This window comes from Mesorhizobium sp. CNPSo 4671 (genome assembly GCF_057784245.1).
In genome coordinates this window covers 166,252-182,983 of record NZ_JBWLUW010000003.1, presented here as the reverse complement: position 1 = coordinate 182,983, position 16,732 = coordinate 166,252, and the positions used below count along the sequence as shown (strand labels likewise).

General features: G+C 64.1%; 16 protein-coding genes. 11 read left to right on the top strand and 5 right to left on the bottom strand.

Annotated elements, in window-relative coordinates; genetic code table 11:
• Positions 1–312 precede the first annotated feature (312 nt).
• From AC04SF_RS09110 to AC04SF_RS09060, 11 genes are all read left to right on the top strand, one after another.
• A complete protein-coding gene (locus AC04SF_RS09110; RefSeq protein WP_488477512.1) occupies positions 313–1,056 on the top strand; it encodes an ATP-binding cassette domain-containing protein in 744 nt (247 codons plus the stop codon).
• 55 nt (positions 1,057–1,111) lie between these two features.
• A complete protein-coding gene (locus tag AC04SF_RS09105) occupies positions 1,112–2,110 on the top strand; it encodes an ABC transporter permease (protein WP_095202056.1) in 999 nt (332 codons plus the stop codon).
• 189 nt (positions 2,111–2,299) lie between these two features.
• Complete coding sequence (locus AC04SF_RS09100) at positions 2,300–3,136, top strand: helix-turn-helix domain-containing protein (RefSeq protein WP_488477511.1); 837 nt, start codon at positions 2,300–2,302, stop codon at positions 3,134–3,136.
• Positions 3,137–3,256: 120 nt separating this feature from the next.
• Positions 3,257–3,700, top strand: coding sequence for an SRPBCC family protein (locus AC04SF_RS09095; RefSeq protein ID WP_488477510.1), 444 nt, complete (start codon positions 3,257–3,259; stop codon positions 3,698–3,700).
• A gap of 11 nt (positions 3,701–3,711) precedes the next feature.
• Positions 3,712–4,506 (top strand): FAD binding domain-containing protein, encoded by a 795-nt coding sequence (locus tag AC04SF_RS09090; RefSeq protein WP_488477509.1) that lies wholly within the window; start codon positions 3,712–3,714, stop codon positions 4,504–4,506.
• A 61-nt stretch (positions 4,507–4,567) separates the two neighbouring features.
• Entirely contained in the window at positions 4,568–5,050 is a 483-nt protein-coding gene (locus tag AC04SF_RS09085; protein WP_488477508.1) for a (2Fe-2S)-binding protein, read from the top strand.
• A gap of 11 nt (positions 5,051–5,061) precedes the next feature.
• Positions 5,062–6,429 (top strand): xanthine dehydrogenase family protein molybdopterin-binding subunit, encoded by a 1,368-nt coding sequence (locus AC04SF_RS09080; RefSeq protein WP_488477507.1) that lies wholly within the window; start codon positions 5,062–5,064, stop codon positions 6,427–6,429.
• Between the two features lies 1 nt (position 6,430).
• Positions 6,431–7,435: a xanthine dehydrogenase family protein molybdopterin-binding subunit gene (locus AC04SF_RS09075; RefSeq protein WP_010910368.1), complete on the top strand. Its 1,005-nt coding sequence runs from the start codon at positions 6,431–6,433 to the stop codon at positions 7,433–7,435.
• Between the two features lies 1 nt (position 7,436).
• On the top strand, positions 7,437–8,318 hold the full coding sequence (locus AC04SF_RS09070) for an AAA family ATPase (protein WP_488477506.1): 882 nt from the start codon (positions 7,437–7,439) through the stop codon (positions 8,316–8,318).
• Positions 8,319–8,517: 199 nt separating this feature from the next.
• Positions 8,518–9,654: a vWA domain-containing protein gene (locus AC04SF_RS09065; RefSeq protein WP_488477505.1), complete on the top strand. Its 1,137-nt coding sequence runs from the start codon at positions 8,518–8,520 to the stop codon at positions 9,652–9,654.
• Positions 9,654–10,541 carry an amidohydrolase family protein gene (locus AC04SF_RS09060; RefSeq protein ID WP_488477504.1) on the top strand — a complete coding sequence of 296 codons (888 nt, stop codon included), beginning with the start codon at positions 9,654–9,656 and terminating at the stop codon, positions 10,539–10,541. The genes AC04SF_RS09065 and AC04SF_RS09060 overlap by 1 nt, the downstream gene beginning before the upstream one ends.
• 9 nt (positions 10,542–10,550) lie before the next feature.
• Here AC04SF_RS09060 and AC04SF_RS09055 read toward each other — a convergent pair whose 3' ends face one another.
• The 5 genes from AC04SF_RS09055 to AC04SF_RS09035 all read right to left on the bottom strand — a co-directional run bounded on the left by AC04SF_RS09055 (position 10,551) and on the right by AC04SF_RS09035 (position 16,665).
• Positions 10,551–10,958, bottom strand: coding sequence for a carboxymuconolactone decarboxylase family protein (locus AC04SF_RS09055; protein WP_488477503.1), 408 nt, complete (start codon positions 10,956–10,958; stop codon positions 10,551–10,553).
• Between the two features lie 369 nt (positions 10,959–11,327).
• Positions 11,328–12,824 (bottom strand): sugar ABC transporter ATP-binding protein, encoded by a 1,497-nt coding sequence (locus AC04SF_RS09050; protein WP_488477502.1) that lies wholly within the window; start codon positions 12,822–12,824, stop codon positions 11,328–11,330.
• Positions 12,824–13,879: an SMP-30/gluconolactonase/LRE family protein gene (locus tag AC04SF_RS09045; RefSeq protein ID WP_488477501.1), complete on the bottom strand. Its 1,056-nt coding sequence runs from the start codon at positions 13,877–13,879 to the stop codon at positions 12,824–12,826. The genes AC04SF_RS09050 and AC04SF_RS09045 overlap by 1 nt, the downstream gene beginning before the upstream one ends.
• Positions 13,876–15,999, bottom strand: coding sequence for an ABC transporter permease (locus AC04SF_RS09040; protein WP_488477500.1), 2,124 nt, complete (start codon positions 15,997–15,999; stop codon positions 13,876–13,878). Before AC04SF_RS09040 ends, AC04SF_RS09045 begins: the two co-directional genes overlap by 4 nt.
• A gap of 30 nt (positions 16,000–16,029) precedes the next feature.
• Positions 16,030–16,665, bottom strand: coding sequence for a LysE family translocator (locus AC04SF_RS09035; protein WP_488477499.1), 636 nt, complete (start codon positions 16,663–16,665; stop codon positions 16,030–16,032).
• Between the last annotated feature and the right edge of the window lie 67 nt (positions 16,666–16,732).

Here is a 16,732-nt window from a genome sequence, read left to right as displayed (position 1 = left end):
GCAACGTGCCGGAACAGCCGATAACCTCCCGCCGGTCCCGCTGCAACGACGGCTTGGGACCAGGTATCTTTCTCCGACCATCAACTAATAACGGCGCGGCGCCAACGTCAATTGCTATTTGTCCTACAAAACGGATTTTTCGGAACCGCATGTCACTATTCGTCTGACAAATAGCCTATTTCGACAATTGACGCACGCGCGAGCATTCGCGTAAATGCCGCTCAACGTTGCTTCCGGGAGGAATGGGGAGCACGATGTAAGAGCTGTGAGCCGGAACAGGCAGGCAGCAAGGCATGGGGAGGCTATAGGCTGGTGGCGGTTCTCGAACTCACCAATATCTCGAAGCATTTTGGCGCCATCCAGGCGGTCAACGACGTGTCGCTGTCGATCGAACCCGGCCAGGTCGTCGGCCTGATGGGCGACAATGGCGCGGGCAAGTCGACACTGGTCAAGATGATCGCCGGCAATTTCCACCCAAGCCATGGCATCATGCGCATGGACGGCAAGGAATTGATCCTGAACAAGCCGGCGGAAGCCCGCCAGCACGGCATTGAGATCGTCCACCAGGATCTTGCGCTCTGCAACAATCTGACGGCCGCCGCCAATGTCTATCTCGGCCGTGAGCTGCGGCGCGGCGTCGGCCCGTTCCGCATCCTCGACTATGCCGCGATGTACAGGCGCGCCGGCCAGCTCTTTGCCGAATTGAAATCCGAGACCCGCCCGCGCGATCTCGTCAAGCAGATGTCGGGCGGCCAGCGCCAGGCGGTTGCGATCGCCCGCACCATGCTGTCGCAGGCCAAGATCGTGCTGATGGACGAACCGACGGCGGCGATCTCGGTCAGGCAAGTCGCCGAAGTGCTCAACCTGATCCGCCATCTGCGCGACCAGGGCATCGCGGTTGTGCTGATCAGCCACCGCATGCCCGACGTGTTCGACGTCGCCGACCGCGTTATCGTCATGCGGCGCGGACGCAAGGTCGCCGACAAGACAATCGCCTCGAGCTCGCCCGAGGAAGTCACCGGGCTCATCACTGGCGCCATCGAGCAGGTCTCGTAAGCGCGGCTAATTTCACCAGGCTGGCGCGTATCGCAGCCGGCAGGAAAGGTCGACAATGGCAGTCACCCTTGACCAGACGATCGCACAGAAGCAGCACAGTTTCCTGTCGCGGCTGTTCTCCACCCAGACCTTCTGGGTCGTGATAGCCGTCATCCTCGCCTGCATTTTCCTGTCGTTCGCCACCGACGCCTTCGCGACGTCGAAGAACCTCTACAACATCACCCGAAACATCACCTTCGTCGCCATCATCGCGCTCGGCATGACCTTCGTCATCATCACCGGCGGCATCGACCTGTCGGTCGGCTCGGTGCTGTGCCTGTCGTCGATGGTACTGGCCGTTACCATGCATGCCGGCTACTCGATCGAAATCGGCATCCTGGCCTCGATCGCCACCGCGCTTGCCATCGGCGCTTTCAACGGCATTCTGATCGCCTATCTCGGCTTCCCGCCCTTCGTGGTGACGCTCGGCATGCTGTCGATTGCCCGCAGCCTGGCCATGGTCGCCTCCAACAACACGGTCGTCTTTCAGTTCGGGCCGGACCACGACAAGTTGCTGGCGCTCGGCGGCGGCGCCTGGGTGTTTGGTATCGCCAATCCCGTGCTCTACATGATCCTGCTGGCGCTGATCACCGGCTTCATCCTGCGTTGGACCAAATTCGGCCGCCACATCTTCGCCATTGGCGGCAATGAGCACGCGGCAACGCTGACCGGCGTTCCCGTGAAGCAGATCAAGGTCGCGGTTTACATGATCTCGGCGCTGTCGGCGGGCATTGCCGGCATCATCCAGACCGGCTGGCTGGGCGCCGTCACCACCAATCTCGGCACCGGCATGGAATTGCAGGTCATCGCCGCCACCGTCATCGGCGGCGCCAACCTAGCCGGCGGCGTCGGCACCGCCTTCGGCGCCATTGTCGGTGCGGCCCTCATCGAGGTGATCCGCAACAGCCTTGGCCTGCTTGGCATCAACGCCTTCTGGCAGGGCGTGTTCATCGGCGGCGCCATCCTGCTGGCGGTGCTGTTCGACCGCATCCGCAATTTCAGGCGCAGCGACTGACGTTCAGGCGCGCCTTTCCTTCTCCCCTTGCGGGGAGAAGGGGAAACCTATCGCTCAGTCTGAAAATCGGCCGAAGCGGTCCGCCATGGCTACCGGCCAACAGCCGATATCTTGACGGAAACCGGAAACCGGCCGCACAATCCTCGATGCAGGCGAAGGGAGGCCAGTCGTCTGCGGGAGGATATACCCATGACGGACGCGATCAGGCTCTACTGGGGCCGGTTCGGACATGTTTCTGTCTTGAATGTCGCAAGCGACTTCGTCACCCATGCCCATGTCGAGGCTCATCTGATCATCTGGCTCGAAGGCACCGCCGGCGAGATGACCATCGGCCGCGAAACGGTCCGGCTTGGACCATGCACTGCCGCCGGCATCAATTCCTTCCAGCCGCACAGCCATGTCCTGTCGCAGAACGGGCAGAACGGCCGGCCGGGCCTGTTCCTCGCCTTCTACATCGATCCCGACTGGGCGCGCCGCCGCCGCGACCTGCCCTCCTCCGCGCCGCTGTTTGCCCAGGCCGCGATCACGCTGGAGCCCTGGCTGCACCAAGCCGCCGCCAGCCTGCTCGACCATCTGACAGACAATGAAAGCGTCGACGATGTCGCCAATTACGAGATCGAGCGCTTCATCGATTCGGTGCTCGATGCCGCCGATGCCTCGGCGCCGCAGGAGGCGCGCACCCGCATCAACACCATGCAGGATTTCCGTGTCCGCAAGGCCATCCAGCTGATGAAGGCCAATGTCTGCGAGCGCATTTCCTTCGACGACGTGGCCCGCAGCGTCGGCCTGTCGCGGCCGCATTTCTTCGCTCTGTTCAAGGAACAGACCAATCTGACGCCCAACGTCTACTGGAACACGCTGCGCATGGAGGAAGCGGTGCGGCAGCTGCAGTGGTCGCAGGAGCCGCTGATCTCGGTCGCCTGCAATCTCGGCTTCACCACGCAGGGCAATTTCTCGCGCTTCTTCCGCGACCATGTCGGCGTGCCGCCGACTCTTTACCGCGAGGCCGCACGGGCGAATGCCTGAGCCGGCCTGCCGGGCCCGTATTTTCAGACTCCTTGATACGCGCGCAAGACGCATTGATAAGCGTCGCTCGTGCCACCGCCCTACCCTTGCCAGACTGTCGCATTCGCAAGGGAACGTCCTATGGCAAAAGTCACCATCTCCAGCGTCATCGACGCGCCGGTCGAAAAAGTCTGGGCGCGCATACGCGACTTCAACGGCCTGCCGGGCTGGCATCCGCGCATGGTCGAGAGCCATATCGAGGATGGCAAGGACGCCGCAACCATCGGCTGCGTGCGCAATTTCGAGCTGATCACCGGCGCGCGGCTGCGCGAAAAACTGCTCGATTTCTCCGATGACAATTTCCTCGTCAGCTATTCCATCCTGGAAACGCCGCAGCCGCTGACCAACCACAAGGCGACGCTGCAATTGCGCCGCGTCACCGATGGCGACCGCACCTATGCCGAATGGACCGCCAGCTTCGATGCGGCACCCGAGGAAGCCGACAAGATCGCCGCCGGCATGGGCGCCAACGTCTTCCAGGGTGGCTTCAATGCCCTGAAGAGCCATTTTGCCGGTCAGAGATGAAGGAGCGGGCCATGGCGCTGGCACTGCAGACTTTTGCAACGGTGAAGGACGCGAACACGGCACTGAAAGCCCAGGGCACGCGCTATCTCGGCGGGGGTACACTCGTGGTCCGCGCGGCCAATGAAGGCGATGTTTCGGTCTCCGGCCTTGTCAGGTCGACCGACCCGACCCTGTCGGCTGTCACTGTTGCCGGCGGCAAGGTCCGCATCGGCGCCTCGGTGACGATGGCGGCAATCGCCCGTCATCCGGATCTTGGCGCGCTCGCCAAGGCCGCGCGCGCCGTCGGCGGCCCGGCAATCCGCAACATGGCGACCGTCGGTGGCAATCTGTTCGCGCCGGCGCCGTATGGCGATTTCGCCGTGGCCTTGCTGGCGCTTGACGCCACGGTCGGCACCGAGGACGGAGAGACACCGATCGGGACCTTCCTGGCCGGGCGGGACGGCAGCCGTGCCATCGTCACGTCAATCAGCTTCACGCTGCCGAAGGCCGACAGCTTCCGCTTCCTGAAAGTGTCGCGGGTCAAGCCCAAGGGCGTCTCGGTGCTCAGCATCGCCGCCGTTCTGGAACAGGCTGCCGATGGCACCGTGTCCTCGGCGCGGATCGCGCTCGGCTGCATGGCCGACCGGCCGATACGGGCCGGGGCGGCGGAAAAGGCGCTCAGGGGAAAGGCGCTTGACCAGAACGGCATCGCGGCGACGCTGGCCGCCGCCACCGAAGGCATCGCGCCGATCACCGATCCGATCGCCAGCGCCTGGTATCGCGCTGAAGTCCTGCCGGTCCATCTCGGCCGGCTGCTGCTGAGCTGAAATCACCCGTTGGGGGGCGCGCGTCTGCCCGATCCGTCGGGCAGGCGCGCAAGGAGGAAACATGGCGAAGGTCCCGGTTCAATTCACGCTCAACGGCTCGGAAAAGGCCGAATTCATCGACAGCGGCACGACGCTGCTCAACGCCTTGCGCGACAAGATCGGCGACACCTCGCCGAAAGGCGGCTGCCACCAGGGCACTTGCGGCGCCTGCTCGGTCATCGTCGACGGCGAACTCCGGCTCTCCTGCCTGACGCTGGCTGAAACGTGCAACGGGACAACAATCACGACGACGTCGGGACTGTCGGAAAGTGGCGTCCTGCATCCGCTGCAGCGCGCCTTCCTCGACACCTTCGCCACGCAATGCGGCTTCTGCACACCGGGCATGATCATGGCCGCCAAGGTGCTGCTCGACCACACACCCAACCCCAGCCGCGACGAGGTGGTCGAGGCGCTGTCCGGCAACATCTGCCGCTGCACCGGCTACGAGCCGATCATACAGGCGGTGCTGACGGCCGCCCGCGCCAATTCGCAGCACGCGGCCTGAGGGGAAGCAACATGGAACTGCGGAAAAACTACTTCGCCGATGTCCGCAAGGACGATCTGCACGAGATCGGCCAGCCCCGGCCCCGCTCGGATTCGCCCGGCCATGTCACCGGCAAAACAGCCTTTTTCGCCGACCGCACCTTTCCCGGCATGCTGCATCTGAAGATGGTGCGCAGCCCGCACCACCATGCCCGCATCCGCTCGATAGACACCTCGCAGGCGGAGAAGCATCCGGGCGTCGTCAAGGTGCTCACCGCCAAGGACGTGCCGCATAATGTCTACACCATCCTGATCCTGATCCAGATCGGACCGGAGGACGAGACGGTGCTGGCCGACGGCAAGGTGCGCTGGAAGGGCGAAGCCGTGGTGGCGGTGCTGGCCGAGACCGAACGCGCCGCGCAGGAAGCCGCCGCCAAGGTCAAGGTCGACTACGAGGTGCTGCCGGCCGTCTTCGACATGGAGGAGGCGCTGAAGCCCGGCGCGCCGCTGGTCAATGAATATCACGGCCAGAACTATTATCTCTATGACAGCGGCGAATGCCGCAAGGTGCGCTTCGGCGATGTCGAGGCGGGCTTTGCCGGCGCCGACCACATCCTCGAACAGAGCTACCAGTCCTCGCCGATCGAGCATGCACCGACCGAGACCACCGGCTGCGTGGTGATGCCCGAGGGCAACGACCGCTTCACCTGCTACACCAACACGCAAGCGATGTTCTTCACCCTCGACAACGCCTCGATCATCTTGCAGATGCCGGGCAGCAAGCTGCATTTCGTCGGCGGCACGGTGGGCGGCGGTTTTGGCGGCAAGGTCGACGTTATCGTCGAGCCGATCGCCATTCTCGGCGCCAAGCTCACCGGCCGCCCGGTGTCCTTCATCTACAGCCGCGAAGAGGAGATGCAGATCTCGTCGCCCCGCGCCGCCGAAAAGGTCGTCATCAAGGACGGCGTGATGAAGGATGGCCGCATCATCGCGCGCAAGGTTACCGGCTACACCGATGCCGGCGCTTATTCGCGCCATTCGCCCTATGGCGCGCAGAAGGGCGCCGGGCACTATCCAGGCCCCTACACCATTCCCAATGTCTGGATCGACACCTACTGCGTCTACACCAACCGCACGCCGTCGTCGGCCATGCGCGGTTTCGGCGTCACCATCGGCGATTTCGCGCTGGAGGTGCAGATGGACAAGCTGGCGCGGCTGATCGGCATGGACCCGCTCGAATTCCGCTTCATCAACGCCTATCGCGACGGCGACATGAAGGCGCATCGCCAGCCCACCGAGGGTGCCGCGCTGATCGAATGCATGCAGGAAGCCTCGCGCGCCGCCAACTGGCCGGTGGCGGAGAAATTCATGGCGATGTCCTCCTACAAGAAGGGAGCCTGATATGGCGATCCGGCGTGGACGCGGCGTTGCCGCCATCAACTACCCCACTGGCATGAATCTCGGCGGCGACCCGACCCAGGCGCTGGTGCATTCGACGCCGACCGGCAATTTCATGGTGACGCTGTCCTCGGTCGATCTCGGCCAGGGCATGAAGCAGATCATGGCGCAGATCTGCGCCGAGACGATCGGCGTGCCCACCGACCGCGTCGTCGTCGACACCGCCGACACCGATACCGGCCCGCATTGCATGGGCACCTTCGCCTCACGCGGCACCCACCGCGCCGGCAACGCCGTCATCCAGGCCGCCAGGGAAGCACGCCAGGTGATGCTGGAAGTGGCGGCCGAGGAACTGGAGGTCAACGCCTCCGACCTCGAGACCGACGGCCAAGGCAACATTCTGGTCAAGGGCGCGCCGCAGAAATCGATCTCGATCTTCGATGTCGCGCTGTCGGCGCATTTCAAGCGCGGCCGCTCGATCTCGGGACGCGGCATGTTCCTGATCCCGCGCTCCTATCCGGAAAAGGAGACCGGCGCGATGAAGCCCTCGACTTGCTACGCGCACGCCTGCACCGTGGCCGAAGTCGAGGTCGACGACGAGACCGGCGAAGTGACCGTGCTGACCGTGAAGAACGTCTTCGAGATCGGCCGGGCGCTGAACCCGAAAATGGTCGAACAGCAGCTCGTCGGCGGCTCCTGGATGGGCATCAGCCACGCGCTCTACGAGACGACAGAGCCCTACTACCCCAACCGCGATCATGGCGGCACCGACTTCAACCAGTACCTGATGCCAGGCCCGGGCGATCTCGCGCAAACCGAAATCATCGTGCTGGAGCGGCCCTCGGCGGATGGGCCCTACGGTGCCAAGGGCCCCGGCGAAATGTGCGCCAATCCGCAGATCCCGGCGGTCGCCAACGCCGTCTTCGACGCTGTCGGCGTGCGTATCGACACGCTGCCGATCACGCCGGAGCGCATCCTGCGCGCGCTCAAGGCGCAAGCGGCGAACTGACATGCCCGAGGTGAACGCCGAGACTGTCGCGACCTCGCCGGAGGCGGTGGCGCAGCATCTCGCCGCCTCGCGCTATCTGGCCGACGACAGCCTGGCCACCGCCATCTTCCTGGCGATCCGCCTGGGCAAGCCGCTGCTGCTCGAGGGCGCGCCGGGCGTCGGCAAGACCGAAGCGGCCAAGGCAATCGCCGAACTGCTCGGCCGCGATCTGGTGCGGCTGCAGTGCTATGAAGGTATCGATGCCGCACATGCGCTCTATGAATGGAATTACCAGCGCCAGTTGCTCGCCATCCGCCATGCCGGCGAGCACGAGATCGACATCTATGACGACCGTTTCCTGATCGCCCGCCCGCTCCTGCAGGTGCTGAAGGCGCCGGAGCAACGCGTGCTGCTGGTCGACGAAATCGACCGTTCCGACCATGAATTCGAGGCGCTGCTCTTGGAATTCCTCTCCGATTTCCAGATCAGCATCCCCGAGCGCGGCACCATTCGTGCCGAGGCACAACCGATCGTCATCTTGACCTCCAACCGCACGCGCGAACTCGCCGAAGCGCTGCGCCGGCGCTGCGTCTACCACTGGATCGGCTACCCCGACGCCGAGCGCGAAGCCGCCATCATCATGCTGCGCGCCGGCGATGTCGCTGAGGCCACCGCACGCGCCGTGGCGGCAGCCCTCCAGACCATCCGCGCTCGCCCGCTGGCCAAGCCGCCCGGCATCGCCGAGGCCGTCGAATGGGCCAATGCCGCAACCATCCTCGAAAAAGGCGGCAGCCCGTGGCCGGAAGCCTTCCGCCGCGCCATCGGCGTGCTGATCAAGGACGAGGAGGACCTGTCCTACATCGCGCCCGAGCTCGGCCGGATCGTCGAGGAGGCGATGGGGTGAGCCGGGACCTCATTTCGCAACGCTGGCGGGGCAGCACCCCTCTCTGTCCTGCCGGACATCTCCCCCTCAAGGGGGGAGATCAGCGGTCATTTCGGCTTTCGCCAATCTCCAGCGTCGCAGAACCAGGCGAAGCGTCAAAGCTGCCAATCTCCCCCCTTGAGGGGGAGATGTCCGGCAGGACAGAGGGGGGCGACACGGAATGATGCGGGAAACAAGCCTGCCCCGCGCCGCCGCGCCCTTCCTTAGCTTCGCCCGCCTGCTGCGCCGCCATGGCTTCCCCATCGCGCCCGACCAGGTCTCCGGCTTCATGCAAGCCGTATCACTGCTCGGCCCACGTTCAATGTCTGACATCCATGAAGCCGCCCTTGCCACATTGGCACCCCCGCCCGATCGCCGCGACGAATTCGAAGCGCATTTCCAGAGCCATTTCTACGGCAACACTTCAGCCGTGGTCGAAGCCGACGCCGACGAGGAAACCCGCATCAAGGATGATGGTGGCGCCGACGACGAGCGGATCGAGGCCGAGCACAGCCAGGAAGGCGGCGAGCTGTCTTCGGCCCTGGAGCAGTTGAGCACACGCGATTTCCAGCGCGACGACGACAGGCTGACCGCCTTCCGCCGCAAACTATCATCCGCCCTGCCTGCCCGCCGCTCCTTCCGCACGGTGCGCACGCATTCGCGCGGCAAGCTCGACCTGCGCCGCTCGCTGCGCGAAATCGTCAGCGCCGATGGCGACGTGCCCTGGCCGCTGCTGCGCCGCCGCCAGACCGCGCCGCGCAAGCTGCTGCTCTTGATCGACGTCTCCGGCTCGATGAAGCTGCACACGGCGGACTATCTCAAGCTGGCGCATGCCGCCGTGCAAGGCGCCGACCGCGCCGAGATCTTCACCTTCGGCACGCGGCTGACCCGCATCACCTCGGCCCTGCGCATCCATGACCGCGACCAGGCGCTGGCCCGCGCTGCGGCCCAGGTCGACGACTGGGACGGCGGCACCCGCATGGGGCCGACCCTGCTCGCCTTCCTCTCCGTTCCGCGCTTTTCCGCCTTCGCGCGCGGTGCGGCAGTCGTGATCCTCTCCGATGCGCTGGAACGCGGCGACCATGCCGAGCTGGAAACAGCCATGCGCCGGCTGAGCGCCCGCGCCTTCCGGCTGTCACTGGCCACACCTTTGGCCGGCGACCCGCGCTTCCGGCCAGCCACGGCAGCACTGCGCGCCATCCTGCCTTACCTCGATGATCTCATCGACGGCTCGTCGGTGACCAGCCTCACCGATTTCATCCTGTCGCTGGCCCGCCCTGCTCCGGCGGCGGCGACAATCTGGAAGAGGGTTTCGTGATGCAGAAAGCCATCGACGCACATTTCCATATCTGGCGCCAACAGGACCAACCCTGGCTGGTCGGGCCGATGGTACCGCGCATCTTCGGCCCCTACGAGCCGATCCGCCGCGACTACCCGATCGGGGAGTTCCTCGAAGACCAGAAAGGCTCGGGCGTCGAAAAGGCAGTCTATGTCCAGACCAACTGGGCGAAGGAGGATTTCGAGAAGGAAGTCGCCTTCCTGCAGAAGACCGCCGACGAGACCGGCTGGCCGCATGCCATCGTCGGCTATGCCGACATGACGGTCGACGATGTCAGGCCGCAGATCGACAGGCTGATGAAATACAAGCTGCTGCGCGGCGTGCGCATGCAACTCCACTGGCACGAAACACCGGCCTTTCGCTTCGCCGCCTCGGCGGATCAGGTCATCGACCCCAAGGTGCGCGCCAATGTCGCCAGGTTGAAAGACTATGGCCTGTCCTTCGACCTGCAGCTCTTCCCCGCCCAGATGAAGGACGGGCTGGCGCTGGTCGGCGAGAATCCGCAAACCAATTTCATCCTCACCCATGCCGGCATGCTGACCGGCATGGAGCCGGAAACCACCGAGGCCTGGAAGGCCGGCCTGCGCACGCTCTCAGCCGCGCCCAATCTCTACGCCAAGCTGTCCGGTCTCGGCACCTTCGTCCACCGCAACGACCCGACGCTCATCGCCTTCATCGTCGACAACGCGATCGACATTCTGGGCTCGGACCACCTGATGTTCGGCGCGAACTTCCCGATCGAGAAGCTCTGGACCAGCCACGCCGAACTGATCAAGGCGCACCGCGATGCGGTGGCGAAACATGGCGCGGAAGCCGAGGCCGATATTTTCTGGAACACGGCGGATCGCGTGTATCGGCCGGTGTAATGCGATGCTTCATTTCACCTCGAATTGCGGATCGACCGGGATCTGCATCGCCGTCACCAGATGGTTGGTCTGGCCAGCGAGCCCGATGATCGACACCAGCTCGCCATGCTGCGCGTCGGTCATGCCCTTGGCGCGGGCGGCGGCCGTATGCGAATGGACGCAGTAGGAGCAACCATTGGCGGTCGACACCGCGATATAGATCATCTCCTTGGTCAACGGATCGATGGCACTGTCTGCGACCATCACCACTTTCAGCTGTTCCCACACCCGCTTCAGCGACGCCGGATCATTGGCCAGCCCGCGCCAGAAATTGTTGACGAAATCCGATTTGCGCGTCGCCCTGATGTCATCGAACACAGCCTTGACCGCCGGGATTTGTTCGACCTCGGCATCGCTGAGGAGTCTTGTGGTGGCCATGGTGTGGTCCTTTCGTTGAAGCGGTGGATCAGGTCGTTGAATCAGGTCGCGAGCAAAGATGGCTAACCGGCTTTTCTGATTCAGCTTTCATGCGCATTGGACCAGAACCGTGGAGGTTTGCGGAGCCCCCCTCACCTTCGTCATCCTAGGGCGAAGCAGCCGCGAAGCGGCGTCGCGGAGACCCTGGGATCCATGTCGCGACCTTAGCCGTAGAGTGCAGCGGAGCAGAGTTCTGCACTGTGGCGGCGCTCCTGAGTCCCGGCATGGATCCTCGGGTCTGCGCTGCGTCGCTAGGCTCCTTGCTTCGCCCGTGGATGACGAAGGGAGCGACAACTCGGCCAATTGTCGACGCACGCACCAGTCAGCACCCTAATGCACAGCGGCATACATGATCTTCTCCTCCGTCGCCTCCGCGGGTGAGAATTCTTCGACGATGCGCCCTTGCCGGCAGACCAAAATCCGATCCGACAGGTTCATGATCTCCGGCAGATAGGACGAGATGACGACCACGGCCAACCCCTCATCGGCAAGCCGGTTGATGATCTGGTGGATCTCGGCGATCGCGCCGACATCGACGCCGCGCGTCGGCTCGTCGAAGATGACGATGCGCGGCTGCTGCACCAGCCCCTTGCCGATCACCACCTTCTGCTGGTTGCCGCCGGAAAGCTCGACCACGCGCGCATTGTCGTTGATCGCCTTGATGTTCAGCGTCTTCGTCCACTCGGCCAACAGCGTGCGCATCTCTTGCTGGTTGATCACCCAGGCCTTCTCGCGGCCAGCTGCCAAGAGCCCGCCGAACAGGTTCTCGGCAATGCCCATCGTCTCGAAAATGCCTTCGCTCTTGCGGTCCTCGGTGACGTAGACGATGCCGTCGGCCACCGCCTCGCTCGGCACGAGATAGCGTACGGGCTTGTCATCGAGCTCGATCGCCCCGCCACGCAAAAAATCGCGCTTGTAGATGCCCGACACGATCTTGAAGGTCTCGGTGCGGCCGGAACCGATCAGCCCGAACACACCGGTGATCTGGCCCTCGAAGATCGAGAAGGAATTGTTGCGCACGACATTGCTCATCGAAATGTCCTGCACCGACAGCACTTTCTTGCCGGCCTTGCGCAGTTTCGCCTCGTCGCGCTGGCGGTAGATCTGCCCCGACAGCGTGCGCCCGACCATGGCGGCAACGATCTTGTCGCGGTCGAAGGCCGACGTGTCGTCGGTGATCACCAGTTCGCCATCGCGCAAAATGGTGATGCGGTCGGCAATGGCAAGCGCCTCTTCCAGCGCATGGCTGATGAAGACGATCGAGACGCTGCTCGCCTTCAGCCGGCGGATCAGCGCGAAGAAGTGGCGCTTTTCTTCCGGCGTCAGCGTCGCCGTCGGCTCGTCGAAGATGATGATCTCAGCATTGTGGTGCACCGCGCGCGCGATCTCGACCATCTGCCGCTTGGCCGCGCCCAGCGTCGCCACCATGGCGTTCGGATCGACCGGGAAATTCAGCGACTGCAGGAACTGCTGTGCTGAAATATACGTGCCGCGCAGCCGGTTGAGGAATTTTTCAGTACCGAGATAGAGGTTCTGCGCCACGGTCATCGACGGCACCAGGCTGGTTTCCTGGAACACCATGGCGATGCCGGCTTCGAGAGCCGCATGCGGCGAGGCGTAGGCGATCTCGCGCCCCTTGTGGAACATCTTGCCGGATGTGGCATCGACCACGCCGGCGATGATCTTGGTCAGGGTCGATTTGCCGGCGCCATTCTCACCGAGCAGCGCGTGGATCTCGCCCTTGCGCAGGTCGAAGCTGACATTCTTGACCGCGGGCACGCCGCGATAGTTTTTGGTGACGTTTTCGAGGCGAACGATCAGTTCCATCAAAAACCTCCCGAAGCGAGGTCGACAGTCAGCACGCAGTCGCCACCCTTGGAAGCGACGAGCAGCCGGCCGCCCTTTTCGGCGACGCTGCAGATGCCGTGACGCGTGCCGTTGGCGCGGCTGTGCAGGCTGAACTGTGGCTGCATCTTTGCGTCGAGCCTGACCACCAATCCGTAGGACCGGCTCGGCGACCACGGCTTGTGGATGCCCATGGTGCGGATGCCGCCGCATTGCAGCGGCTCGAGGAAACTGCGGTTGGAGGCCAGCGCCGGCGCGATCCAGTAGGCCGGCGGCACCTGGTCGATCATGTCCTGCCGGTAGTGGGTTTCCTGCAGCACGAATTCGATCAGCCGGTTGCGCGGTGCAAACAGCGCCAGCCAGGCGCCGCCATCGGCAGCCGGCGCAAGCCGTGCGGGATAGCCGGGCAGATGCGTCAGCACCGTCGAACGGCTGCCGGTCGCACCATCGAAGCGGATGAGTTGATGGCGCCAGCTTTCGCTGACGAGCACATCCCTGCCGACGGGTTGGAGCCCATAGGGAAAGGCCAGATCGCCTGATACCTTGCGGAACGCACCGCCCGTCGCGTCCCGTTTCCAAAGCGAACCGGACGCCCCCTTCTTCATCAGGTCGGCGGCCCATTGCGACGGCGCATGCTCGGCCGAACCATTGGCCAACCACAGCGTGCCGTCCCCGGCAAAGGCGAGCGCGGTGATGCAACTGACATCGGCCGGCAGCGAAACCTCCTTGCCCGACATCAGCAGTTTGCCGCTTTCGAGCGCCACCGTCAGCTCGCCCGACGGCGATAGTGCCAACGCCGTGATCGGCGACGGAAAGGTCTCGATCACTTGGGGTTCGGCTCCGGCGGCAAGCGAATAGACCGCGTTGCCGCTCGAGGCGAGCAGCCCGTCCCCCGAAGCAACCAGATTGTCCGGTTCCGTTAGCTCGGCAAATGCCGGCGCATCATCGAGTCGCGTGTTGGGCCGAAAGGCGCCATCGAGCGGCGGGATGGTCATCGCCTTGCCGCGAAACATGTCCAGGATCGGATCGAGGATCATGGCTTTGCTCCCCAATAGGAAGCCGGGCTGGTCCAGTTCTGGTCGGCGCCCGAGATCTTGTAGCGGCCGATGCGGTTGTTGAGGATGCCGCCGACGAAGAGATAACCCTTGTGTTCGCGCATCGAGGTCACCATCGGGTGCGCGTCGCCGGTGAGGTCGCCCAGCGCCTCGACGATGCCGCCCTTCTCCGTAAATTTCACCACGCCGCCGGTGTTGATGTTGGGGAACAGCCATTCGTCCTGCGGCAGCCGGCGGGTCATGCGCTTGCGCATGTCGGGATGGCGCAGCGAGAGATCGAAGCTCGGTGTGCGCATGCCGAGCCACGCCATCCAGTAATTGCCGTCCGACGCCCGGTTGATGTTGTCGGGATAGCCCGGCATGTCGCGGACAACGCATTCGGCGGTGCCGGCCTTCGGCCCTTCCAGCCAGTAGCGATGCACGCGGCAGGCCCAGCTTTCGGCGAAGAACAGCGATTTGCCGTCATGCGCAATGCACACGCCATTGGTGTAGCGGTAGCCGTCGAGCAGCGTCTTGGTCGAACCGTCCTTCGGATCGTAGACCAGCAGCCGGCCGGTGGCGCGGTTCTCGATCGAATCCAGCGCCCAATCGTGGGCGTCATAGCGCTTGGTCGAATCCGTGAAATAGATGCGCCCGTCCGGCGCGATGTCGCAGTCATTGGGGTCGCGCAGCCGCGCATCGTCGACGATCGAGGTCCAGGAGCGCGACGTCTCCGCCGACAGACGCTTCACCTCGCGCTCCGGCGAGACGGAGTAGAGCCCCATGGCGCCGACGCAGCTGATCAGATTGCCCGATTTGTCAAAGGCCAGACCCAGCGGGAAGCCGCCGATGTGGGCGAACACTTCCGATTTCACATAATCCGGCGCGAAGAAGCGCACGATCTCGCCATGGCGCGTGCCGCAATAAAGATGGTCGTCGCGGTCGAGGATGACGTCCTCGGGTCCTTCCAGTTCGCCGAGCCCGATATGGTCGGCCGCCGACAGCCGGTTGTCGAGTGCGTAAGGCGTGCCGGAGCCCGGCACCGCCGACTGTGTCTCGCCCATCTTGAGGTAGACCGGCGCGACATAGACCTCGTTCAGCACCTTGTGGCGGTTCTTCAGCCAGCGGATGTCGATGGTCACCGCCACCGCCAGCATGATGCCGAGCACCATCTGGTTGGTGCCGGTGCCATAGCCCAGCCGGATCAGCCCGTTGGTCATGGTCAAGACGATGATGGCGCCCATCAGCCCCTTGATCACCGAGCCGCGCCCGCCGCCGAGGCTGACGCCACCAACCACCGCTGCCGTCAGTGCCATGATCTCGAGGTTGAGACCGGTACCCGGCCCTGCGCCACTCAGGCGGCAGGCGATGAGGAAGCCGCCGATCGAAGCGCAGAAGCCGGAGAAGACATAGGTCATGAACACGGTACGGCGCACGCGGATGCCGGCATTGTGCGCCGATCGCCGGGAGCCGCCGACGGCCAGCACATGCCAGCCGGGCCGCGAGCGCGTCAGCGCGATATGGGTGACGATGGCAAGAATGATGGCGAGCCAGACCGAGACGGACAGGCCCCAGAAGGTGCTGTCGCCGATGAAGTCGAGCACATCCGAAGTGGCGGTCGAAAGCTGCACGTCGGCTGCATAAGTGGTGACGAGGATGTCGAACAGCGCCCGGCCGAAGATGAAGGTGACCAGCGTGGTGAGAAAGGCGCGCAGCCGCAGATACCCGACGAGGTAACCGTTGATGGCGCCGAAGATCAGGCCGGTGGCGAGCGAGGCGGCCAGCGCCAGCCAGATCGACTGTTCGAGGATGAAGAAGACATAGACGGCGGAGAAGCAGGACAGCGCGAAGATCGAGCCGACCGACAGATCGATGCCGCCGCCCAGCATCACCACCGTCATGCCGGTGACGACCATGGAGAATTCGCCGAGCTGGCGGGTCGATTCCTGCAGCGCGTTCAGCTTGAAGAAGCCGGGAATGACCGAGCCGAAAGTCGCCAATGTCACCACCAGCGCCAGGAACGGAATGGCGTTGTCGGTCCAGCGTTTGGTCAGGATCTCGCCGACCAGATGGTCGGGCACGAGATTGTAGCGCCATGACTGGAGGCGTTCACGAAGGGACATGGAAGAACGCCTTGATATGCACGAGGGTGATCAATTCGAACCGCGCCTGGCGAGCGCCAGCGAGAAAGCCGAAGCCAGCAGCGCCCCGCCGCAGACCCGCTCCAGCCAGTGCGCATAGCGGGACCGGATGAGCCGTACTCCACGCGCGCCAACCAGCGCATAGCCGACCATGATCGCCAGCTCGGTAACCGAAAACGCCAGCGTCAGGACAGCAAACTGCTGGAGCTGCGGCTGAGCCGGATCGACAAACTGCGGCAGCAACGCCGAGAAAAACAGATAGGCCTTCGGATTGGTGATCGCGACGACCATGCTCCTCAGCCCGATCGCCAGCGCCGACCGCTCCGGATCGGATTGCGTCCGTTGCGCCATGGACGCCAGGGCCTCGCGGGAACGGAGCATCTTGATGCCAAGCCAGGCCAAATAGGCAGCGCCGACATATTTCAGCACCGAGAACCAGAATTCCGAGGCGGCGAGAAGCACGCCCAGCCCAGCTGCAACCGCAACGATCAGGATCAGGTCTGAAACCAGCACCCCGACCATGCCAGCGAAGGCGCGACGCATGCCGAAGCGCGAGCCGTTGACAAGCGCCAGGATCACGTCTGGACCGGGAGTCGCAACAGCGACAAATGTCACAGCCACAAAAGCCAGAACGGTGGTGATATGCATGCCGCCTCACACGGTTTGGTGGTCGAGCCGAAAATGCTATGGCGGCGGATATCCGCCGCCACGCTTT

What these genes read in the sequence shown, in the direction of transcription:
- AC04SF_RS09105 (WP_095202056.1), top strand. Translation starts at nt 1,112, where the DNA reads ATGGCAGTCACCCTTGACCAGACGATCGCACAGAAGCAGCACAGTTTC.
- AC04SF_RS09100 (WP_488477511.1), top strand. Translation starts at nt 2,300, where the DNA reads ATGACGGACGCGATCAGGCTCTACTGGGGCCGGTTCGGACATGTTTCT.
- AC04SF_RS09095 (WP_488477510.1), top strand. Translation starts at nt 3,257, where the DNA reads ATGGCAAAAGTCACCATCTCCAGCGTCATCGACGCGCCGGTCGAAAAA.
- AC04SF_RS09090 (WP_488477509.1), top strand. Translation starts at nt 3,712, where the DNA reads ATGGCGCTGGCACTGCAGACTTTTGCAACGGTGAAGGACGCGAACACG.
- AC04SF_RS09085 (WP_488477508.1), top strand. Translation starts at nt 4,568, where the DNA reads ATGGCGAAGGTCCCGGTTCAATTCACGCTCAACGGCTCGGAAAAGGCC.
- AC04SF_RS09080 (WP_488477507.1), top strand. Translation starts at nt 5,062, where the DNA reads ATGGAACTGCGGAAAAACTACTTCGCCGATGTCCGCAAGGACGATCTG.
- AC04SF_RS09075 (WP_010910368.1), top strand. Translation starts at nt 6,431, where the DNA reads ATGGCGATCCGGCGTGGACGCGGCGTTGCCGCCATCAACTACCCCACT.
- AC04SF_RS09070 (WP_488477506.1), top strand. Translation starts at nt 7,437, where the DNA reads ATGCCCGAGGTGAACGCCGAGACTGTCGCGACCTCGCCGGAGGCGGTG.
- AC04SF_RS09065 (WP_488477505.1), top strand. Translation starts at nt 8,518, where the DNA reads ATGATGCGGGAAACAAGCCTGCCCCGCGCCGCCGCGCCCTTCCTTAGC.
- AC04SF_RS09060 (WP_488477504.1), top strand. Translation starts at nt 9,654, where the DNA reads ATGCAGAAAGCCATCGACGCACATTTCCATATCTGGCGCCAACAGGAC.
- AC04SF_RS09055 (WP_488477503.1), bottom strand. Translation starts at nt 10,958, where the DNA reads ATGGCCACCACAAGACTCCTCAGCGATGCCGAGGTCGAACAAATCCCG.
- AC04SF_RS09050 (WP_488477502.1), bottom strand. Translation starts at nt 12,824, where the DNA reads ATGGAACTGATCGTTCGCCTCGAAAACGTCACCAAAAACTATCGCGGC.
- AC04SF_RS09045 (WP_488477501.1), bottom strand. Translation starts at nt 13,879, where the DNA reads ATGATCCTCGATCCGATCCTGGACATGTTTCGCGGCAAGGCGATGACC.
- AC04SF_RS09040 (WP_488477500.1), bottom strand. Translation starts at nt 15,999, where the DNA reads ATGTCCCTTCGTGAACGCCTCCAGTCATGGCGCTACAATCTCGTGCCC.
- AC04SF_RS09035 (WP_488477499.1), bottom strand. Translation starts at nt 16,665, where the DNA reads ATGCATATCACCACCGTTCTGGCTTTTGTGGCTGTGACATTTGTCGCT.